Genomic DNA, 18712 nt, shown 5'->3' on the forward strand with positions numbered 1-18712 from the left:
GGGAAGCCGACCATGCGTGCCGCGCGCCGCCTGCTCATCGTCCTGGTGGTCCTGCTGGGCCTGTTCGTCGCGGCGGACCGGGTCGCGGTCAACCTCGCGGAGGGCGAGGTCGCGTCCAGGGTCCAGTCCTCCGAGGGTCTGAGCCAGAAGCCCAGTGTCAGCATCGCCGGCTTCCCCTTCCTGACCCAGCTGATCGGCTCCAAGCTGGACGAGCTCACGGTCAAGGCCGGCACCCTGACCGTGAACGGCACCAGCACCGGACTCAACAGCCAGTTGCGGTTGCAGAACTTCACGGCCGACCTCAAGGGCGTGGCGATGTCGAACAACTACTCCAGCGCCGTCGCCGACACCGCGACCGGCAGCGCGCTGATCTCCTACCAGGACCTCTCCGCGGTGCTGCCGAACCACCCGACCGTCGCCTACGGGGGCGCCCCGGGCAAGGTGAAGGTCGCCGGAACGGTCGACCTGCCGATCGTCGGCGCGCAGCAGGTGTCCGGCACCGCCGACGTCAGCGTGGCGAGCGGCGGCGCCATCAGCCTCACCGGTCTGACCGGCGTCTCGGGGGTGGACCCCAGCGTCGCCGGGCTGGTGACGTCCTTCCTGCAGCCCCGGTTCACGCTGTCGGGCCTGCCCCACGGCCTCAGCCTGCAGTCGGTGCAGTCGCAGCCGGAAGGCGTTTCGATCGCCGTCTCCGGCACCGGAGTCTCCCTCAGCAACTGAGCCCGGCTGTACCCGAACAACCATGCCGCCGTCCCGATCCGCGAGACGACCTGTCCACAGGCGTCTCGCGGATCGGTTTTCCGGACCCTTCCCGGGGCCCTCCTGCTTCGCGGATCCGCTGCCCGACCGGGTCGACCTGCCCATCATCCCGAGATGTGGACGAGTTGGTCTCAACATTCAATACAACCATGACAGCAGCGCTCGCGTTCCCTAGCATCGAGTGCATGAAGCGACAGGCGGATCTCACGAAGCGGCGGGCGGTAGACCTGTGCCGCGTGTCCGCCTGCCTCTGTCGAATGCGCTGACCGGGCCGTCTGAGGCCCCCAGTTCGCCGGGCTTTTTCCAGCCCGCAGTTCAACGCAGACATCTCGCAGTCTTCCCGCACTTTCCCGCCGCGCCGTCCCACGATCCGGACTCCCCTCCGGACGCATGCCCGCGCGGCCCCTCTTCCGCAACTGCCCCGGATGGAGAATCCCCATGAGCCGCAGTGACGTCCTGGTAAGCGCCGACTGGGTCCAGGACCACCTGGACGACCCGAAGGTCGTCGTCGTCGAGGTCGACGAGGACACCGCCGCGTACGACAAGAACCACATCCGCAACGCCGTCCGGATCGACTGGAAGAAGGACCTCCAGGACCCGGTGCGCCGCGACTTCGTCGACCAGGCCGGGTTCGAGGCGCTGCTGTCCGCCAAGGGCATCGCCAACGACGACACCGTCGTGCTCTACGGCGGCAACAACAACTGGTTCGCCTCGTACGCCTTCTGGTACTTCAAGCTCTACGGCCACGGCGACGTCCGGCTGCTGGACGGCGGCCGCAAGAAGTGGGAGCTGGACTCCCGCGACCTGGTCGACGGCACCGAGGTCCCGGCCCGCGCCGCGACCGAGTACAAGGCCCAGGCCCAGGACACCTCGATCCGTGCCTTCCGCGACGACGTCATCGCCGCGATCGGCAGCAAGAACCTGGTCGACGTCCGCTCGCCCGACGAGTTCTCCGGCCGTCTGCTCGCCCCGGCCCACCTTCCGCAGGAGCAGTCGCAGCGCCCCGGCCACGTGCCCAGCGCCCGCAACATCCCGTGGTCGAAGAACGCCAACGACGACGGCACCTTCAAGTCGGACGACGAGCTCAAGGCCCTCTACGAGGCCGAGAGCGTCGACCTGGCCAAGGACACCATCGCCTACTGCCGGATCGGCGAGCGCTCCGCGCTCACCTGGTTCGTGCTGCACCAGCTGCTCGGCCAGAGCAACGTCAAGAACTACGACGGCTCGTGGACCGAGTACGGCAGCCTCGTCGGCGTCCCGATCGAGCTCGGCTCCAACTGAGCCCCGGCCAGACCCCCAAGGAGACACAACATGTGCGGTGCGAAGGCCGGCGGCCCCGATCTGGCAGGAGTTGACGTGGCGAGCGAGACCATCATCCAGGGTTCGGTGACCCGCGACGGCGAGCCGGTCAACGGCTACGTCCGACTGCTGGACGAGGGCGGCGAGTTCACCGCCGAGGTGCCCACCTCGGCGACCGGGCAGTTCCGCTTCTTCGCGGCGCCCGGCACCTGGACGCTGCGCGCCCTGGTCCCCGGTGCGACCGTGGACCGCGTGGTCGCGGCCCAGCAGGGCGCGGTGGCCGAGGTGGCCATCGCCGTCTGACGGCGGCAGGACGGAAGGCGCGGGGCTCGGACGAGCCCCGCGCCTTCCGCGCGTCCCGGCCGGGACGCCGGCCGGTCAGTAGACCAGCGCCTGGACCCCGTCGGCCATGATCTCGCTGACGAACACCTGCGCGCCGGCGATCCGCACGCCGTCCAGCACGTCCTCCTTGGTGATCCCGCGCCGCACCGCGCACTGCGTGCACAGCGTGACCGTCCCCCCGGCGAGCAGCGCGTCCATCAGTTCGTCCAGCGGCGCGGAATGCGGGAGCTCGAACGTCGCCGCCTTCCCGGGCAGGGCGAACCAGCTCGACTCCCCGGTCAGCCAGAGCGACACCTCCACCCCGCTCGCGAGCGCGACCGTCGCCACCGTGAACGCCTGCGAACACCGCTCCGGAGCGTCCGCGCCGGCGGTGACCTTGATGACCAGCTTCTTCGACATGGCGATCAGCCTATGCAGTGACACGGCGCCGGACGCGCGTGGTGGGGCTCACCACGAGTCTCCGCCACCCGGCGACTAGACTCGGTCCTGGTCCATTCCCCTCCTCCGAGGAGCACGCGCGTGTTCAGCCTTGTGCACTTCTACGACGCCCTGCTTGCCGTCATGGCCGTCGTGATCGTCTGGTTCGCCGTCTACTCGGTGAAGAAGCTCTACCAGGGTCAGCGCTGAGATGATCGAGGTACCGTCCGGCCTGCACAAGGACGTCGTCTCGCTGGCGTTCCTGCTGGGGACCTGGGAGGGCGCGGGCGTGCATGCCGCGCTGCCCGGACAGGAGGAGGGCCCGGGCTCGGAGAAGTGCAACTTCGGGCAGGAGGTCGTGTTCCGGCACGACGGCCGTCCGTTCATCGAGTACCGCTCGCGCAGCTGGGTCCTGGACGCGGAGGGCGGCAAGGTCCGCCCGCTGGAGAACGAGTCCGGCTTCTGGCGGGTCACCACCAACCAGCACGGCACCAGCGGCGTCCGGGAGATCCAGGTCTCCTCGGTGCGCGACGACGGCACGGTCGAGATCTGGTACGGCCAGCTGGCCGACGGCAAGCCGCAGATCGAGCTGGCCACCGACGCGGTCGCCCGGATCGAGGGCTCGGCCCCGTACAGCGGCGGCAAGCGCCTGTACGGGCTGGTCAACGGTGAGCTGATGTGGGTCGGCGAGAAGTCCGCCCCCGAGGTGCCGCTGCGTCCGTACATGTCCGGGCAGCTGAAGAAGGTGCTCAACCCGGCCAAGCTCATCGAGGACATCGCGGACCTTCCGGACGACGGCATCGCCTTCTTCCGCTGAGTCCTTCCCACGAGTCGAGTCTTTCCCACGAGTCCTCTCGTCGGGACCGGAGCACTCGTCCCGCACCCCCATAGACTCGGGGTGCGGGACTTCGGCGAAGGGGCGACGTGGTGAGCGGCATCGACTGGCAGACCGATCTGAGAGCGCGCGGCTACCGGCTGACCCCGCAGCGGCAACTGGTGCTGCAGGCGGTCGACGTGCTGGGTCACGCCACCCCGGACGACGTGCTCACCGAGGTCCGGCGGACCGCCACCGGCGTCAACATCTCCACGGTCTACCGCACGCTGGACCTGCTGGAGGAACTCGGCCTGGTCTCGCACGCCCACCTCGGGCACGGGGCCCCCACCTACCATCTGGCCGACCGGCACCAGCATCTGCACCTGGTCTGCCGCGACTGCGACCGGATCACCGAGACCGAGGTGGAACTCGCCTCGCCCCTGGTGGAATCACTGCGCGCCGCCCATGGTTTCGAGACGGACATGAAGCACTTCGCCATCTTCGGCCGCTGCGCCGACTGCTCCAGCAAGGACGCCCCGTGACCACCAGCGCAGTCATCGCCCCGCCCAGCCCGCTGCTGTCCCACCCCGGTGCCGTCGCCGCGGACGGGGTGGACTCGGCCGTCGCCGCGCACTACGGAGAACTGTTCCGCGAGCAGCGCGAGCTGGTGGCGGGCCGGGGCTTCGTCGACCTCTCGCACCGCGGAGTGGTCACCGTCAGCGGTCCCGAGCGGCTGAGCTGGCTGCACCTGCTGCTGACCCAGCACGTCAGCGCGCTGCCACCGCAGCAGGCCACCGAGGCGCTGATCCTCTCCCCGAACGGCCACATCGAGCACGCGCTCTACCTGGTCGACGACGGGACGACCACCTGGGCGCATGTCGAGCCGGGCACCCAGGGTGCGCTGGTGGCGTACCTGGAGAAGATGAAGTTCTTCAGCCAGGTCGAGATCACCGACGCGACCGCCGACTACGCGGTGGTGCACCTTCCGGCCGGTTCACCCGCCGATGCGGCGGGCGCCGCCGCCGTCCGCGAGCTGCCCCACGGCCGGGACCTGTTCCTGCCGCGCGCCGAACTGGCCGCCGCCCCGGAGGCCTTCGGCGCGCCGTCCGGACTGTGGGCTTACGAGGCGCTGCGCGTCGAGGCGCACCGCCCGCGGCTCGGGTTCGAGACCGACCACCGCACCATCCCGCATGAGCTGGGCTGGCTGGAGAGCGCCGTGCACCTGCAGAAGGGCTGCTACCGGGGCCAGGAGACGGTGGCCCGGGTGCACAACCTCGGCCGTCCGCCGCGCCGTCTGGTCTTCCTGCACCTGGACGGCAGCATGGAGCTGCTGCCGGGGCACGGCGCCGAGGTCCGCCTCGCGGACGCCGGTCCGGAGGGCCGGCCGGTGGGCTTCGTGACCTCCTCGGCCCGGCACCACGAGCTGGGCCCGGTCGCGCTGGCGCTGGTCAAGCGCAACACCGCGGTGGACGCACCGCTGCTGGCCGGGACGGTCCCGGCCACGCAGGAGGTCGTCGTCCCGCAGTAGCGCCGGGGAGCGCCCGGGAGCGCCGGCTCTGCTGACGGCGGCTCGGGCGACTCGCTCTTTCGGATTCCCTGTCAGAACTCCAGCAGCATGGTGAAGGGTCCGTCGTTGACCAGCGACACCTGCATGTCCGCGCCGAACCTGCCGGTCTCCACGGTGGCGCCCAGCTTCCGGAGTTGGGTCACCACCTCGTCCACCAGCGGCTCGGCGACCGGACCGGGCGCGGCCGCGTTCCAGGTGGGGCGGCGCCCCTTGCGGGCATCACCGTAGAGGGTGAACTGACTGATCACCAGCAGGGGGGCGTCGAGGTCGGAACAGGACCTCTCGCCCTCCAGGTCGTGCCCCTTCGAGAAGATCCGCAGCGACCACAGCTTGCGGGCCAGCAGCGCCGCCTGCTCCGGGGTGTCGTCGTGGGACACCCCGACCAGGACGCAGAGTCCGGGGCCCACGATGGAGCCGACCACCTCGCCCTCGACGGTCACTTTCGCTTCGGTCACGACCTGAGCCACAGCACGCATGGGGCTCATTGTGGTCCAGCGCCGCTCTGCTCCAGCCAGGGGGGCGTGCGCGCGCGACCGCGCGCCCCTCCGTCCCCGTCGCCGAGGCTCTGGGCAGGGAATATGCACCGGTCGTATGAGCCACCTCAATTCGCCAGGGGTCCGATCGGGTGCAGGCCGCCTGCGCGCGGTGCCCGGTGAGTGGCACGATGCGGCGGGTGGAGCGGGAAACCGGGACACTGGTACACGACCTCGGGGACGGCAAGCGTGGTGCGCGACAGGAACGACCGGACCGACCGGACCGACTTCGGCGCGCTCGGCCTGGACGAACTCCGTACCTTGCGCCGCCAGGCCCAGGAGGACGAGGCCGACCTCTCCTACCTGCGCCGCCTGCTGCAGGGCCGGGTCGACATCCTGCGAGCCGAGCTCACCCGCCGCAGCGGGCGCAGTTCAGCGGCCGACACCCTTCTGGAGCAACTCGCCGAGATCCTCACCGACCTGCCCTCCCAGGTCCGCAACTCCTCCCGGCACGTGACCCTGGGCACACCGCGCAGCGAGGAGTTCCAGGCCCTCGCCGACGCGGTCATGGACGACATCGCGCTGGCCGATCTGCAGGCCCAGGCGGACAGCGCGCTGCAGGCGGCCTGTATCCGGCTGACCGCCCATGAGCGCACGATCTCGGTCCGGCGCCAGGGATTCCAGCGGATGGTGGACGGGTGCAGCGCGGAGATCACCCGCAGGTACCGTGAGGGGGAAGCGCGTGTAGACGACCTGCTCACCGGAGGCTGAACCAGATGACCGCCAGGCCCACGACGATGTCGGCCCCCACCGCACCTGCCGTTCTCGCGGAGGTGGTGCGGTCCGGATTCACGGAGGGCTGTCACCGCGGCTCGCTGGTGGTGCTCGCCGCCGACGGATCGGTCGAGTTCGCCCTCGGCACGCCCGAGCTCCCGGTCTTCCCGCGCTCCAGCAACAAGCCCATGCAGGCCACCGCGGTCCTGCGGACCGGCCTCGACCTGGACGGCGAGCTGCTGGCCCTGACCGCGGCCAGCCACTCCGCAGAATCGTTTCACCTGGACGGGGTCAGGGCGATCCTGGCCGGTGCCGGTCTGGGCGTGGACGCGCTGCAGACCCCTCCGTCCATGCCGCTGGACGAGGCCGAGACGGAGGCCTGGATACGCGCCGGCGGTCACCCCGAGCCGATCCTGATGGACTGCTCCGGCAAGCACGCCGCGATGCTCGCCGCCTGCGTCGCCCGCGGCTGGGACACGGCGAGCTACCTCGACCTGGAGCACCCGGTGCAGCAGCAGGTCCTGGCCACCCTGCAGGACCTCAGCGGCGAGACGGTGACCGCGATCGGCACCGACGGCTGTGGCGCCCCGCTGATGGCGATCAGCCTGGTCGGCCTCGCCCGCGCCTTCCGCACCATGGTCCTCGCCGACCCCGGCAGCCCCGAGCTCCGGGTTGCCGATGCCATGCGCGCCCATCCCGAGTACGTCGCCGGCACCCGCCGCATCGACACCTGGCTGATGCGGGGCGTCCCCGGCGCGATGTCCAAGATGGGCGCCGAAGCGGTCCAGGCGGTGGCCCTGCCGGACGGCCGGGCCCTGGCCTTCAAGATCGACGACGGCGGATACCGCGCGGTCGGCCCGGTGCTCGCCGCCACGTTGCGCCGGATGGGCGTCACCGCCACCGGCGACACCCTCGACCGGATCGGCTCGGCCCCCCTCTACGGCGGCGGCCGCCCGGTCGGCGAGATCCGCGCCACCGTCTGAGCGGCCGGGCGTCCGAGCCGCTGGGCGTCCTGGCGGATCAGGCGCCTGAGCCGCTAGGCCTCCGGGCGGGTGAGGTGGGTGAAGGCGTCGAGGTTGCGGGTGGACTCGCCCCGCTTCGTGCGCCACTCCCACTCGCGCCGGATCGCGGAGGCGAACCCCAGCTCCAGCAGGGTGTTGAAGGGCTCGTCGGCGTTGCTGAGCACCGTCCCCAGCAGCCGGTCCACCTCCGCGGCGGTCACCGCCGCCAGCGGCAGCCGTCCGACCAGGTAGACGTCGCCGAGCCGGTCGATCGCGTAGGCGAGGCCGTACAGCCGGGTGTTGCGTTCCAGCAGCCAGCGGTAGACGCCCTCGTGGTTCTCGTCCGGCCGGCGCACCACGAAGGCGTTGACGCTCAGGGTGTGTTCGCCGACGCGCAGTGAGCAGGTCGTGGACAGCTTGCGGGTGCCCGGCAGGGTGGCCACGAAGGTGTGCGGGTCGTCGGCGGGCTGCTCCCAGGGCACACCGGACTCGTCCAGGGCGGCGCGCAGCACCGCAACGGCTGTTTCGCGGGCGGAGGCGGAGTGATCCATGTCCCGACGGTACCGCTCCGCCTACTGGCGGGTGGCCCGGGTGCTCATCGCCCGCGCGTACACCTCGGCGGTGCCGGCGGCCGCGTTCGCCCAGCCGAAGCCGTCGGCGTGCCGGGCCGCCGCCGCGCCCATCCGCGCACCCAGCTCGGGCGCGTCGACGAAGCGGCGCAGCGTCCTGGCCCAGTCGCCGGTGTCGTGGCCGTCCACGAGGAAGCCGGTCTCGCCGTCGCGCACCGCCACCGGCAGTCCGCCGACCGCTGCCGCCACCACCGGAGTGCCGCAGGCCTGGGCCTCCAGCGCGACCAGCCCGAAGGACTCGCTGTAGGAGGGCATCACCAGCGCCGTAGCCGCCCGGTACCAGTCCGCGAGCTGCGCCTGCCCCACCGGCGGGTGGAATCGCACCACGTCCGAGATACCGAGTTGGGCCGCCAGCTTGTGCAGGCTCTCGGGCCGCGCCAGCCCGCTGCCGCTGGGGCCCCCGACGATCGGGACGACCAGCCGCTCACGGAGCGCGGGCACCTGCCGCAGCAGGTCGGCGACGGCGCGCAGCAGCACGTCCGGGGCCTTGAGCGGCTGTATCCGGCCCGCGAAGAGCAGCACGGTGGCGTCCAGCGGCAGTCCGAGCCGGGCCCGGACGGCGTCGCGGTCACCGTGGCCGCCCGGCCGGAACACGTCCAGGTTGACGCCGGGGTGGACCACCGAGAGCTGGTCCGGGCGCGCGCCGTAGTGCAGGGCGAGGTCGTCGGCCTCCTCGACCGTGTTGGCTATCAGCCGGTCCGCCGCCTCCACGACCTGGGTCTCGCCGACCACCCGTGCCAGCGGTTCGGGGGTGTCGCCCACCGCCAGCGCGGCGTTCTTCACCTTGGCCATGGTGTGCATGGTGTGCACCAGCGGCACGCCCCAGCGTTCGGCCGCGAGCCAGCCGACCTGCCCGGACAGCCAGTAGTGGGAGTGGACCAGGTCGTAGTAGCCGGGGCGGTTGGCCGCCTCGGCGCGCAGCACGCCGTGGGTGAAGGCGCAGAACTGGGCCGGCAGGTCTTCCTTGAAGAGTCCCTCGTACGGTCCGGCGGTGACGTGCCGGACCAGGACGCCGGGGGCGAGTTCGACGGTGGGCGGAAGGCCGGACGCGGTGGCCCGGGTGAAGACCTCGACCTCGACGCCCAGCTCGGCGAGGCGCTTGGACAGCTCCACGATGTAGACGTTCATGCCTCCGGCATCACCGGTCCCCGGCTGGTGCAGCGGGGAGGTGTGCACGCTCAGCATTGCCACGCGGGCAGGGCGCTGCGTCACCACTCGTCCTCTCGATCCAGCTCCGGCCGCTCGGCGACCCGTCAACACGCTCACAACAGAAACCCGGCCCGCGTGATTCCCGGCAGCCTCCTCACCTTCTCCCGCCCACGATTCCCGGCCTGCTTCCGCCCGCGATTCCCGGCCGGTCCCGCCGTCGGCCCCCGCGCTCCCGCGGGCCGTCCGGCGGGGTGGTCCGGCCGGTCCGGCGGCGGCCCGGCGCCGCGTAGGCTCGCCCCCATGGGTGTACGTACGGGTGTCCGGCCGGGGCGCGACGGCCGACCGGTCGGCGCGGTGACCCGTGGTACCACCAATCCCAATCGTCTGCGTCGTATGGACCGCTGGATCGCGGCCGAGCTGTCCCCGGCACTGCGCCGGGCCGAGACGCCTCCGGTCGCGGTCGACCTCGGCTACGGTGCGGCACCCTGGACGGCCGTCGAACTGCATGCCCGGCTGGCCGCCGTACGGGCCGACGTCCGGGTGGTCGGCATCGAGATCGAGCCCGAACGGGTCGCGGTCGCGCAGCGTTATGCGCGCCCACCCGGCCTCACCTTCCGCCGTGGCGGCTTCGAGGTCCCCCTCAGCGGCATCAGCTCCGGCTCCGGAGGCGGTTCCGGGGGCGGCAGCAGCAGCGCCCGTGGCGAGGCCGGCGACGGTGGCGCGCTGCTGATCCGGGCCGCGAACGTGCTGCGCCAGTACGACGAAGGCCAGGTCGCCGACGCCTGGGCGCTGCTCTGCAGCCGCCTCGCCCCGGACGGCGGCCTGCTGGTCGAGGGCACCTGTGACGAGGTCGGCCGGCGGCAGGTCTGGGTCGCCCTGGACCGGGGCGGCCCGCGCACGGTGACCTTCGCGGCCCGGCTGGCCGGGCTGGAGCGGCCGTCCGAGCTGGCCGAACGCCTGCCCAAGGCGCTGATCCACCGCAACGTGCCGGGCGAGCCGGTGCATGCCTTCCTGTGCGACCTCGACCGCGCCTGGGCCGCCGCGGCACCGTACGCGGACTTCGGCGTGCGGCAGCGCTGGATTGCGACGGCGCGGGCGGTCTCCACCGACTGGCCGGTGCTGGGCGGCCCTCGCCGCTGGCGGCTCGGCGAGCTCACCATCCGCTGGAACGCGATCGCCCCCCGCTGAGCTCCGCATGCCGCGTGCAGGCGGGAGGCGTCGGATCCCTGTCCCTTTCGTTCTCCCCATGTCACCATCCTTCAGTTCCTGACTGTCCGTCAGATCTGGAGGGGTGCCATGCCGCGTAAGCGCCGCCTGGGAACGCTCGTCATCACTGCCTGCGCTTTCGTCGCCGCCACCCCGGCCGCCTACGGCTCGCCTCCGTCCATGCTCACCGGTACCCCCGCCCGTACCCCGGCCGCCGCCTCGACGCAGGGAGGCGCGTCCAGCTCCCGAATCGCTCAGGTGGAGCAGCAACTCGCCACCCTCTACCAGCAGTCCGAATCCGCCACCGCCGCGTACGACACCGCGACCCAGGCGGTGACCGCCCAGGAGCAGCAGATCGTCGCCATCGCCAGGGAGATCGTCGCCGCCCAGGACAAGGCGGGCGAGCTCAAGTCCCTCATCGGCGAGGTGGCCGCCGCCGCGTACCGGGGTGACGGGATGTCACCCAGCCTCGGCCTGCTGCTCTCGCCGGATCCCCAGGCCTATCTCGCGAACATCCCGCTCGCCGACCAGGCGACCGCGTCCGCCGCCGAACTCTCCACCGCGCTGCAGTCCACCGAGACCCAGCTCTCGCAGTACGGTCACGCCGCCACGCAGTACCTGCAGGCCCTCTCCGGCAGCCAGACCGCCGCCGCGGCCGCGGCCCACTCCATTCAGTCCGAGCTGGCCGCCGCCACCGCTCTGCTCTCCACACTCCAGGCGTCCCAGCTCACCCAGCTCGCCCAGTTGCAGGCGACCGACGCCTACTCGGCCCAGCTCCAGTGGCGTGCCACGCTCACCCCGGCGGAGCTGTCCCGCGCCGCCGATCCGCTCAGTCGTGCCGCCATCGCCTTCGCCGTCGCCCAGATCGGCCACCCCTACGTCTGGGGCGGCACCGGTCCGGACGGATTCGACTGCTCCGGTCTCACCATGCGCGCCTGGCAGGCGGCGGGGCGGTCCATTCCCCGTACCTCCCAGGAGCAGTGGGCGCAGTTGCCGCATGTTCCGGTCTCCGAGCTGCGCCCCGGCGACCTCATCATCTATTTCCACGACGCCAGTCATGTCGCCCTCTATGTCGGCGACGGCGCGATCATCCAGGCGCCGCACCCCGGTGCCCGGGTCGAGCTGTCGGCGGCCGGCTCGATGCCCATCCTGGGCGTCGTCCGGCCCGACTAACAAGCGGTACGAACGACTTTCACTCGAACGAGTTATCGAATACTGATGGCATGTTGACGCGCCCTCAGTCCACCATGGAGCCATGGCCCCGCCCCTCGCCCAACTCCCGCCACACCGCGTCGAACGCCTGGTACGCCCGCTCCTCGAACAGCACGAACCGCGCCTCCGTGAGTCCGCTCGGCGTGTCCCGGACGGTGGTGAGGGCGATCCGCGCCGCGTCGTGCAGAGGCCAGCCGAAGATGCCGGCCGAGACCGCCGGCAGTGCCAGCGTCCGTACGCCCAACTCGTCGGCGACGCGCAACGACTCGCGGTAGCAGGAGGCGAGCAGCTCGGCCCGCTCCGGTCGGTCGGCGGCGTAGACCGGGCCGACCGTGTGGATCACCCAGGTCGCCGGCAGCCGTCCGGCCGTGGTGGCCACCGCCCGGCCGGTCGCCAGCCCCTTGCCGTAGTGCGAGGCGCGCAGCGCCCGGCAGGCGGCCAGCACCTCGGGCCCGCCCCGCCGGTGGATCGCCCCGTCCACGCCGCCGCCGCCCAGCAGCGAGGAGTTCGCGGCGTTGACCACCGCGTCCACCGACTGCTCGGTGATATCACCCTGAATCAACGTGATCTCCATCACGCACACCCTTCTCGCGTCCGACCCGGATCGGCCCAGCAGCCGTACCGGCACTTGGATTTCAGCGGCCTCACGCGCCCCGGCGCAGGCCAAGGGCCCCCTCCGGAACCCGGCCATCGGGGTGACCCGGCTTGCGAAGGGCCTGTGGAGATCACGTTAGGGTCACGGGGACACCTCAGGAACGTGGTGTCTCATGGGCACTGCAACCGACGCCCAAACGTTCCACAGCCGGGGAAAGGGAGGTACCGCTGATGCCCGCGATCGAGCGCGCGCACGACCCGCAGCCGAGCACGTCCGGCGCTGCGCCCATACCGCGTCCCCGTCTGGCGTCCGCACGAACCCTCCCGGCCGCTGTCACGGCCCCCGGGCCGACCGCCCAGCTGCGCCCGGCCACCTCCCCGACCGCCCCGCTCTCGGTCCTCCTCATCGACGACAGCGCACAGGACGCCGAGGCCTTCCGCAACCTCCTCGCCGAGGTCGGCGCCGAGGTGGAGCTGCGCTGGGCGCGCAGCCTGGCCGAGGCCGGATCGATGCTGAACGCCGACACCGCCTGCATCCTGCTCGACCTCGAACTCCCGGACGCCGGCGGCCTCGACGGCCTGCGCGGACTGCTCCGGCGGGCGCCGCGCACGGCGGTCCTCGCCGTCACCGGCACGGCCGACGTGCACCTCGGTGCCGCCGCCGTCGCCGCGGGCGCGCAGGACTTCCTGGTCAAGCAGGAGATCGACGGCCGCCTGCTGACCCGTGCGGTCCGCTACGCCGTGGAACGCAAGCGCGCCGACGAGTCCCAGCGACGGCTGGTCGAGGCCGAGCTGCGCGGCCAGGAGAACGCCCGGCTGCAACGCCATCTGCTGCCGACCCCGCTGCTGGACGGCTCCGGCCTGGCCTTCCACGCCCGCTACCGTCCCGGCCGCCGCCGTGCCCTGCTCGGCGGGGACTTCTACGACGCGGTCCGTACCGCCGACGGCACGGTGCACGTCGTCATCGGCGATGTCTGCGGCCACGGTCCGGACGAGGCCGCGCTCGGGGTGGCGCTGCGCATCGCCTGGCGCACCCTGGTCTTCGCCGGCCTCACCGGCGAGGCGCTGCTGCGCACGCTGCAGCGGGTGCTGGAGCACGAGCGCCGCAGCGAGGAGATCTTCGCCACCCTGTGCATGCTCGCCATCGAGGCCGACAGCGACCACGCCGAGCTGCACCTGGCCGGTCACCCCGCTCCGTTGCTGCTGCAGGAGGGCTGCGAGCCCGAGCTGCTGCCCTACGACAACGGCGGCCCGGCCCTGGGACTGCTTCCGGTGGAGACCGGCTCGGGTGAGGAGCAGTGGCCGCCCCGCAAGGTCCGGCTGGGCGAGGAGTGGGGCCTGATGCTCTACACGGACGGCCTGATCGAGGGGCGGATAGGCGCGGGGACGCGCCGACTCGGCCAGGAGGGGCTGATCGCGATGATCGGTGACCACCAGGAGAGCGGGCTGCGCGACGAGCTGCTGATCGACACCGCCATGTCCGAGGTCGAGGACCTCAACGGTGGAGCGCTCGCCGACGACGTCGCGGTCCTGCTGCTGACCCGGGGCGCCCTGCCCCGGTGACTCCGGCAGGGGGCCGCCGCAGTGACCGCTGCGGCCGACCGCATGCCGTGACCGCACTGGGCGACCGCATCCGCCGCATCCGCGGCCGCACCGGTCGGCGGCGGGCCCGACCGGTGGAGAACCCCACCGGGCCGGGCCGGTGGCCGGCCAGACCGGTGACGGCGCCCCGGTCCCGGCTCTACCAGGGTCCGTACGGGCCCATGTGGTTGCGGTCGTCCTTCTTGCCGCCGAACTTGCCGCCCAGCCGCTTGCCACCGCCCAGGCGCTTGCCACCGCGCTGCGGGGTGATCGCCCGCACCCGGGGCCGGACGTCCACCATGTAGACGATCGCCGCGACCAGCCCGATCAGGTTCAGCATCTGCCCCATGAGCGGCACCGGCAGGAAGCCCACGGCGACCGCCAGGCCCAGCACGATCAGCCAGAACGCCTTGGTCTGCTTGTCGACGGCCCGGTACGCGTCGTCGCGGCGGATCGCCGCGTCGATGAAGGCGTAGACCTTGAACACCAGCAGGGCGATCATCAGCCAGCCCAGCACCGAGCTGAACCCGTCCATCAGGATGCCGCTCGCAGCCAGCTCGTTCATGATGACTCCCTCACAACCCTGACTCCCTCGGGGGAGTGGCTCCGGCGGGACGCCTAGCCCATCGTCCCACGCGGTCCATCGTTCCACGCGGTGCGTTCCCGAGCGGGAAACGAAGGGAACGCGTCGGGAGTGCCCCGACGCGTTCCTCCGTCAGTCCGCCGTCACGCCTGCGTCACGCCTTGGGCGTGGTCGGCTTCCGGGGCGTGGTCCGCTTGGCGGCGGGCTTCGCCGGCGCGTCCGCGGCGGTCTCGTTCGTGGCCTTCTCCTCGGCCTCGACCTGGTCCACCTCGGCGGCGAACGCGTCGGCCTTCGCCTCGGCCTTCGCCGCGATGCCGACGATCTCGTCGGACGTCTCCTTGCGCTGGCGGTCGACGACGACCTTGCCGCGCTCCGCCAGCTCGTCGTAGACCTCGCGCGCCTTCACGGCCAGCTCGGCGGCCCGGCCGACCGACTGCAGCGCCAGGTCCTGGGCCTTCTCCTGCAGCGACTTGAAGTCGCTCGGCAACGCGTTCACCGTCTCGGTGACCTTTGCCTGCGCCTCGGTCAGCCTGGCCTGGGCCTCCTGCAGACGGGCGGCAGCCCGCTCCTGCACGACCTTGCGGTCGGTCCCGGCCAGCGTCGCGGCCTTCTCCGGCACCTCGCGGAGCTTCTCCACGGCGAGATCGCCGGCACCCGCGAGGGCGTACAGCGGCGTGGGGTCCGAGAGGGTCTTTCGCAGATCATCGGTGATGGGCATGGGATTTCCTCCCCCTAGTCGGGTTCGTCCTGATTCATGCTGCTACGGCTCGCCTCGTTCTCCTTCAGGAAGGAGTCGTAGACGGCGAGCAGCACCTGCTTCTGCCGCTCGTTGATCAGCGAGTCCGCGAAGATCGCGGCCCGAAGCTCCAGACCGGCCTCCTCGCGCTCGTCGAGGATCCCCGCCTGGACGTACAGCGTCTCCGCCGAGATCCGCAGCGCCTTCGCGATCTGCTGCAGAATCTCGGCACTCGGCTTGCGCAACCCACGCTCGATCTGACTGAGGTACGGGTTGGACACACCCGCCGCGTCGGCAAGCTGACGCAACGAGTACTGCGCATGCCGCCGCTGCTCGCGGATGTACTCCCCGAGCGAGCCGACGTTCAGTGAGGCCATGCCCCTACTCTGCACCCATCGTGCTAACTATTGCAAGCACGCTGCTTGCAACTGTCACCCGCGCCCTTGTGTCGGCATCGGGACCGCAGGCGGCGTGATCTGTCGCCGCGACGTCCAGGTGGTCCGCCTGTCGAGCGGCGGGGAGGGGAGGATCGGGACTACTGTCGTCGGCCATGACCGAAGCGACCTATCTGCACGCCACGCGGACGGCCTACGACACTGTCGCCGTGGACTACGAGCGACTCCTCCGCGACGAACTGGACGCCAAACCGCTGGACCGCGCGATGCTCGCGGCGTTCTCTGAACTCCCGCCGGCCCCAGGGGCCGGACCGGTCGCGGACCTCGGCTGCGGCCCTGGGCGCATCACGGCCCACCTCCACTCCCTTGGCGTGAACGTGTTCGGCATCGACCTGTCGCCCGAGATGGTCGCGGTCGCCCGTCGTACGCACCCGGGGCTTCGGTTCGAAGAGGGTTCGATGACCGAACTGGCCCTGGAGGACGGCGCTCTCGGTGGAATCGTCGCCTGGTACTCGACTGTCCACACCCCGCCGGAGGTGCTGCCGGCCGTGTTCGCGGAGTGTCACCGGGTGCTGGCCCCGGGCGGCCACATGCTCCTGGCGTTCAAGGTCGGGGACCAGCACTGGCACCGGGAGCGGGCATACGGCCACGAGGTGTCGCTCGACATCTACTGGATGCCCCCCGATCACGTCGCCGACCTGATGAGCGGGGCCGGCCTCGTCATGGACGCCCGGCTGATCCGCGAACCCGACGAGAGCGAGCAGCCCCGACAGGGCCGGCAGGGATTCTTCCTCGCCCATAAGCCAAGGCGGCGTGACGGAGCCTCAGGTTGAGCGGGACGGACGGATGTCCGCTGTCCCGCTCAACCTGAGGCAGCTCAGGGGCTCGTGCGCTCCGGACGGGTCAGAAGGGCTTGGTGGGCAGGTACTTGCCGTCCAGGGTGATCACGGCGCGCTCACCGCCGTCGGGGTCGGCCACCTGCTTCACGTCCAGCCTGAAGTTGATCGCGCTGATGATGCCGTCGCCGAACTGCTCGTGGACCAGGGCCTTGAGCGTGGTGCCGTAGACCTGCAGCATCTCGTAGAAGCGGTAGATGGTCGGGTCGGTCGGGATGCCGCCGGGGATGGAGCCGCGCACCGGGACGGTCTGCAGCAGCAGCGAGTCGTCCTCGTCCAGGCCCAGGAGTGCGGCGACGGAGTCGGCCGAGTCCTGCGGCAGCGGGTGCTGGCCGAGCACGGCGGCGGTGGCGAAGGCGACCGACAGGCCTGCGGCGTCGGCGATCTGCTGCCAGGTCAGATCCCTGCGGACCTTGGCGTCGACGGCCTTGACGGCGAGGGCCTGACGGGCGGCGGGGTCGAACTGGGCGTGCACCATGGGAAGGCTTCCTTTCGGCTGTGCCGTGCGCCGGGGGACGGGCGGGGACGGCAGGTTCAGGTTCTGGAGGGATGATCCTGGGCGGCCGGGACGGTGGCAGGGGATCGTGCCCAGGGGCCTTGGTCAGGCGGCGAGTGGGGTCGCCCGGTTGGCGGTGGGCGTGAGTTCCTCGACACCGCCGGTGCGGATGTCGTAGACCCAACCGTGCAGGGTGATCGTGTTCGTGGCCAGGGCGCGGGCCACCGAGGGGTGGGTGGCCAGGTTCGTGATCTGGGCGCGCACGTTCTCGCGTACCAGGGCGTCCACCGTGGGCGTGCCGGCCTGGGCGGTGGTCCGGGCCAGGGAGGTGTCCGCGTGGCGCAGCCAGTCGGCGATCGCCGGGGCGGAGCGGAGGTCATGGTGCTCGGCGAGGGCGGTCATCGCGCCGCAGGCCGAGTGGCCGCAGACGACGATGTCGGTGACGTTGAGGACGGCGACGGCGTACTCGATGCTGGCGGCCACGCCGTCCGGGCCGGGGGTGTAGGCGGGGACGAGGTTCCCGGCGGTGCGGATGACGAACAGGTCGCCCGGCTCGCTCTGGGTGATCAGCTCGGGGACGACGCGGGCGTCGGAGCAGCTGATGAACAGCGTGGTGGGCTGGTGGGTCGCGGCCAGGTGGGCGAAGAGCTCCGCCTTGGCCGGGTGGACGTCCCGCTGGAAACGGGTGACGCCTTCGGTGAGGTCGTGCATGGTCACTCCCTTCGGTGCTCGGCGGCCCCGTGGGGTGCCTGGGATCCACCATGCACGACCTGGTTCTATAGTGTCCAAGACGTAATACCAATGACTTTGATCGATGACATCTATAGTGGTGGGCATGGCCCTGGAACTGCGTCACCTTCGCTATCTGCTCGCCGTCGCCGAGCACGCGAACTTCACCCGGGCCGCCGAGGATCTGCGGATCTCCCAGCCCACGCTCTCCCAGCAGATCAAGCAGCTGGAACGGACCGTCGGCGCGCAGCTGCTGGACCGCGGCGGCCGCACGGTACGGCTGACCGACGCGGGCGAGACCTACGTCCACTACGCCCGCCGTGCCCTGCGCGACCTGGCGGCGGCCGAACGCGCCGTCCTGGACGTCGCCGACCTCTCCCGTGGCCACCTTCGCCTCGCGCTCACCCCCACCTTCACCGCCTACCTCGTCGGCCCCCTCGCCGCCGAGCTCCACACCCGCCACCCCGGCATCACCCTCGTGGTCAGGGAGATGACCCAGGACCGGATCGAAGCAGGCCTGCTGGCCGACGACCTCGACCTCGGCATCGCCTTCCACCGCCCCCACCTACCCGGCATCACCGCCACCGCCCTGTTCACCGAGACCCTCAGCCTGGTCACCGGCACTCGGCAGTCCGGCACGCAGCAGTCCGACACTCAAGGGTCCGGCAATCAAGGGTCCGGCACGGAAGGGCCGGAACCGCTGCCGGTCCGGGACCTCGCCGACCTCCCGCTCGCGCTGCTCAGCGGTGACTTCGCCACTCGCGGCCACATCGACGCCTACCTCGACGCCCACGGGGTGCGACCGCGCATCGCGGTGGAGGCCAACTCCATCCAGGCGCTGACCGAGATCGTCCAGCGCACCGGGCTGGCCACCGTCCTGCCGGATGCCGTCACCCACGACCACGCCCGCCTCGCACCCGTCCCCCTGGAACCGGCGCTGCCCGCCCGTACCGTCACCCTGCTGCGACGCGACAGCGCCTACCAGAGCGCCGCGGCCCGCGCCTTCACCCGCATCACCCGCCAGCTCGTCCAGGCCCGTGGCTACGTCCCCGCCTGAACG

23 protein-coding genes are annotated in these 18712 nt (G+C 71.5%); 13 read left to right on the forward strand and 10 right to left on the reverse strand.

The features are described from left to right. Window positions 1-12 precede the first annotated feature (12 nt). The 3 genes from ABH925_RS28730 (at window position 13) to ABH925_RS28740 (ending at window position 2361) form a co-directional block, all read left to right on the forward strand. On the forward strand, window positions 13-720 hold the full coding sequence (locus ABH925_RS28730; protein WP_370152476.1) for a DUF2993 domain-containing protein: 708 nt from the start codon (window positions 13-15) through the stop codon (window positions 718-720). Between the two features lie 477 nt (window positions 721-1197). Next, window positions 1198-2040 carry a sulfurtransferase gene (locus tag ABH925_RS28735; RefSeq protein WP_370152478.1) on the forward strand — a complete coding sequence of 281 codons (843 nt, stop codon included), beginning with the start codon at window positions 1198-1200 and terminating at the stop codon, window positions 2038-2040. Window positions 2041-2070: 30 nt separating this feature from the next. After that, on the forward strand, window positions 2071-2361 hold the full coding sequence (locus tag ABH925_RS28740; protein ID WP_030255809.1) for a DUF1416 domain-containing protein: 291 nt from the start codon (window positions 2071-2073) through the stop codon (window positions 2359-2361). Between the two features lie 75 nt (window positions 2362-2436). Here ABH925_RS28740 and ABH925_RS28745 read toward each other — a convergent pair whose 3' ends face one another. Next, entirely contained in the window at window positions 2437-2799 is a 363-nt protein-coding gene (locus tag ABH925_RS28745; RefSeq protein ID WP_370152480.1) for a DsrE family protein, read from the reverse strand. Window positions 2800-3028: 229 nt separating this feature from the next. Between ABH925_RS28745 and ABH925_RS28750 the strand changes: the two genes are divergently transcribed. From ABH925_RS28750 to ABH925_RS28760, 3 genes are all read left to right on the forward strand, one after another. After that, window positions 3029-3634 (forward strand): FABP family protein, encoded by a 606-nt coding sequence (locus tag ABH925_RS28750; RefSeq protein WP_370152482.1) that lies wholly within the window; start codon window positions 3029-3031, stop codon window positions 3632-3634. Window positions 3635-3744: 110 nt separating this feature from the next. Further along, on the forward strand, window positions 3745-4173 hold the full coding sequence (locus ABH925_RS28755) for a Fur family transcriptional regulator (protein WP_370152484.1): 429 nt from the start codon (window positions 3745-3747) through the stop codon (window positions 4171-4173). Then, window positions 4170-5159, forward strand: a complete 990-nt coding sequence (locus ABH925_RS28760; protein ID WP_370152487.1) for a folate-binding protein YgfZ — start codon at window positions 4170-4172, stop codon at window positions 5157-5159. The genes ABH925_RS28755 and ABH925_RS28760 overlap by 4 nt, the downstream gene beginning before the upstream one ends. Window positions 5160-5230: 71 nt before the next feature. Here ABH925_RS28760 and dtd read toward each other — a convergent pair whose 3' ends face one another. Next, entirely contained in the window at window positions 5231-5674 is a 444-nt protein-coding gene (gene dtd, locus ABH925_RS28765) for a D-aminoacyl-tRNA deacylase (protein WP_370152490.1), read from the reverse strand. Window positions 5675-5920: 246 nt separating this feature from the next. On the opposite strand from dtd, the gene ABH925_RS28770 reads away from it, so the two are divergent. Continuing rightward, entirely contained in the window at window positions 5921-6442 is a 522-nt protein-coding gene (locus ABH925_RS28770) for an aerial mycelium formation protein (RefSeq protein ID WP_370152493.1), read from the forward strand. 5 nt (window positions 6443-6447) lie between these two features. After that, window positions 6448-7428: an asparaginase gene (locus tag ABH925_RS28775; protein ID WP_370152495.1), complete on the forward strand. Its 981-nt coding sequence runs from the start codon at window positions 6448-6450 to the stop codon at window positions 7426-7428. A 53-nt stretch (window positions 7429-7481) separates the two neighbouring features. Here ABH925_RS28775 and ABH925_RS28780 read toward each other — a convergent pair whose 3' ends face one another. Beyond that, on the reverse strand, window positions 7482-7997 hold the full coding sequence (locus ABH925_RS28780) for a YbjN domain-containing protein (RefSeq protein WP_370152498.1): 516 nt from the start codon (window positions 7995-7997) through the stop codon (window positions 7482-7484). A 21-nt stretch (window positions 7998-8018) separates the two neighbouring features. Then, entirely contained in the window at window positions 8019-9335 is a 1317-nt protein-coding gene (gene mshA, locus ABH925_RS28785) for a D-inositol-3-phosphate glycosyltransferase (protein WP_370152602.1), read from the reverse strand. Between the two features lie 189 nt (window positions 9336-9524). On the opposite strand from mshA, the gene ABH925_RS28790 reads away from it, so the two are divergent. Together ABH925_RS28790 and ABH925_RS28795 are read left to right on the forward strand one after the other, a co-directional pair. Continuing rightward, window positions 9525-10412, forward strand: a complete 888-nt coding sequence (locus tag ABH925_RS28790; RefSeq protein WP_370152501.1) for a class I SAM-dependent methyltransferase — start codon at window positions 9525-9527, stop codon at window positions 10410-10412. Between the two features lie 108 nt (window positions 10413-10520). Continuing rightward, window positions 10521-11603 carry an NlpC/P60 family protein gene (locus ABH925_RS28795; protein WP_370152502.1) on the forward strand — a complete coding sequence of 361 codons (1083 nt, stop codon included), beginning with the start codon at window positions 10521-10523 and terminating at the stop codon, window positions 11601-11603. Between the two features lie 64 nt (window positions 11604-11667). Here the strand turns inward: ABH925_RS28795 and ABH925_RS28800 are convergent, their stop codons facing one another. Continuing rightward, entirely contained in the window at window positions 11668-12219 is a 552-nt protein-coding gene (locus tag ABH925_RS28800) for an O-acetyl-ADP-ribose deacetylase (RefSeq protein WP_370152504.1), read from the reverse strand. A gap of 248 nt (window positions 12220-12467) precedes the next feature. Here ABH925_RS28800 and ABH925_RS28805 point away from each other — a divergent pair, with 248 nt between their 5' ends. Then, on the forward strand, window positions 12468-13799 hold the full coding sequence (locus ABH925_RS28805) for a PP2C family protein-serine/threonine phosphatase (RefSeq protein ID WP_370152506.1): 1332 nt from the start codon (window positions 12468-12470) through the stop codon (window positions 13797-13799). A gap of 178 nt (window positions 13800-13977) precedes the next feature. On the opposite strand, the gene ABH925_RS28810 is transcribed toward ABH925_RS28805, so the two are convergent. The 3 genes from ABH925_RS28810 to ABH925_RS28820 form a co-directional block, all read right to left on the reverse strand. Then, window positions 13978-14382, reverse strand: coding sequence for a DUF2516 family protein (locus ABH925_RS28810; RefSeq protein WP_370152507.1), 405 nt, complete (start codon window positions 14380-14382; stop codon window positions 13978-13980). A 172-nt stretch (window positions 14383-14554) separates the two neighbouring features. Beyond that, entirely contained in the window at window positions 14555-15118 is a 564-nt protein-coding gene (locus ABH925_RS28815; protein WP_370152509.1) for a hypothetical protein, read from the reverse strand. A gap of 14 nt (window positions 15119-15132) precedes the next feature. Next, window positions 15133-15513, reverse strand: coding sequence for a helix-turn-helix domain-containing protein (locus tag ABH925_RS28820; protein ID WP_370152510.1), 381 nt, complete (start codon window positions 15511-15513; stop codon window positions 15133-15135). 173 nt (window positions 15514-15686) lie between these two features. Here ABH925_RS28820 and ABH925_RS28825 point away from each other — a divergent pair, with 173 nt between their 5' ends. Then, window positions 15687-16364 carry a class I SAM-dependent methyltransferase gene (locus tag ABH925_RS28825; RefSeq protein ID WP_370152512.1) on the forward strand — a complete coding sequence of 226 codons (678 nt, stop codon included), beginning with the start codon at window positions 15687-15689 and terminating at the stop codon, window positions 16362-16364. A gap of 70 nt (window positions 16365-16434) precedes the next feature. Here ABH925_RS28825 and cynS read toward each other — a convergent pair whose 3' ends face one another. Together cynS and ABH925_RS28835 are read right to left on the reverse strand one after the other, a co-directional pair. Then, window positions 16435-16905: a cyanase gene (gene cynS, locus ABH925_RS28830; protein WP_370152514.1), complete on the reverse strand. Its 471-nt coding sequence runs from the start codon at window positions 16903-16905 to the stop codon at window positions 16435-16437. A 123-nt stretch (window positions 16906-17028) separates the two neighbouring features. Then, window positions 17029-17634 carry a carbonic anhydrase gene (locus ABH925_RS28835; RefSeq protein WP_370152516.1) on the reverse strand — a complete coding sequence of 202 codons (606 nt, stop codon included), beginning with the start codon at window positions 17632-17634 and terminating at the stop codon, window positions 17029-17031. 124 nt (window positions 17635-17758) lie between these two features. Between ABH925_RS28835 and cynR the strand changes: the two genes are divergently transcribed. Beyond that, a complete protein-coding gene (gene cynR / locus ABH925_RS28840; protein ID WP_370152518.1) occupies window positions 17759-18709 on the forward strand; it encodes a transcriptional regulator CynR in 951 nt (316 codons plus the stop codon). Window positions 18710-18712 lie beyond the last annotated feature (3 nt).

The organism is Streptacidiphilus sp. EB129 (genome assembly GCF_041262645.1).
Classification (GTDB): Bacteria; Actinomycetota; Actinomycetes; order Streptomycetales; family Streptomycetaceae; genus Streptacidiphilus.

Coding starts and splice junctions, on each gene's coding strand:
- ABH925_RS28805 (WP_370152506.1), top strand. CDS start 12,468: ATGCCCGCGATCGAGCGCGCGCACGACCCGCAGCCGAGCACGTCCGGC.
- ABH925_RS28735 (WP_370152478.1), top strand. CDS start 1,198: ATGAGCCGCAGTGACGTCCTGGTAAGCGCCGACTGGGTCCAGGACCAC.
- ABH925_RS28790 (WP_370152501.1), top strand. CDS start 9,525: ATGGGTGTACGTACGGGTGTCCGGCCGGGGCGCGACGGCCGACCGGTC.
- dtd (WP_370152490.1), bottom strand. CDS start 5,674: ATGCGTGCTGTGGCTCAGGTCGTGACCGAAGCGAAAGTGACCGTCGAG.
- ABH925_RS28780 (WP_370152498.1), bottom strand. CDS start 7,997: ATGGATCACTCCGCCTCCGCCCGCGAAACAGCCGTTGCGGTGCTGCGC.
- ABH925_RS28825 (WP_370152512.1), top strand. CDS start 15,687: ATGACCGAAGCGACCTATCTGCACGCCACGCGGACGGCCTACGACACT.
- ABH925_RS28775 (WP_370152495.1), top strand. CDS start 6,448: ATGACCGCCAGGCCCACGACGATGTCGGCCCCCACCGCACCTGCCGTT.
- ABH925_RS28810 (WP_370152507.1), bottom strand. CDS start 14,382: ATGAACGAGCTGGCTGCGAGCGGCATCCTGATGGACGGGTTCAGCTCG.
- ABH925_RS28730 (WP_370152476.1), top strand. CDS start 13: ATGCGTGCCGCGCGCCGCCTGCTCATCGTCCTGGTGGTCCTGCTGGGC.
- ABH925_RS28835 (WP_370152516.1), bottom strand. CDS start 17,634: ATGCACGACCTCACCGAAGGCGTCACCCGTTTCCAGCGGGACGTCCAC.
- ABH925_RS28745 (WP_370152480.1), bottom strand. CDS start 2,799: ATGTCGAAGAAGCTGGTCATCAAGGTCACCGCCGGCGCGGACGCTCCG.
- ABH925_RS28820 (WP_370152510.1), bottom strand. CDS start 15,513: ATGGCCTCACTGAACGTCGGCTCGCTCGGGGAGTACATCCGCGAGCAG.
- ABH925_RS28815 (WP_370152509.1), bottom strand. CDS start 15,118: ATGCCCATCACCGATGATCTGCGAAAGACCCTCTCGGACCCCACGCCG.
- cynR (WP_370152518.1), top strand. CDS start 17,759: ATGGCCCTGGAACTGCGTCACCTTCGCTATCTGCTCGCCGTCGCCGAG.
- ABH925_RS28740 (WP_030255809.1), top strand. CDS start 2,071: ATGTGCGGTGCGAAGGCCGGCGGCCCCGATCTGGCAGGAGTTGACGTG.
- cynS (WP_370152514.1), bottom strand. CDS start 16,905: ATGGTGCACGCCCAGTTCGACCCCGCCGCCCGTCAGGCCCTCGCCGTC.
- ABH925_RS28795 (WP_370152502.1), top strand. CDS start 10,521: ATGCCGCGTAAGCGCCGCCTGGGAACGCTCGTCATCACTGCCTGCGCT.
- ABH925_RS28750 (WP_370152482.1), top strand. CDS start 3,029: ATGATCGAGGTACCGTCCGGCCTGCACAAGGACGTCGTCTCGCTGGCG.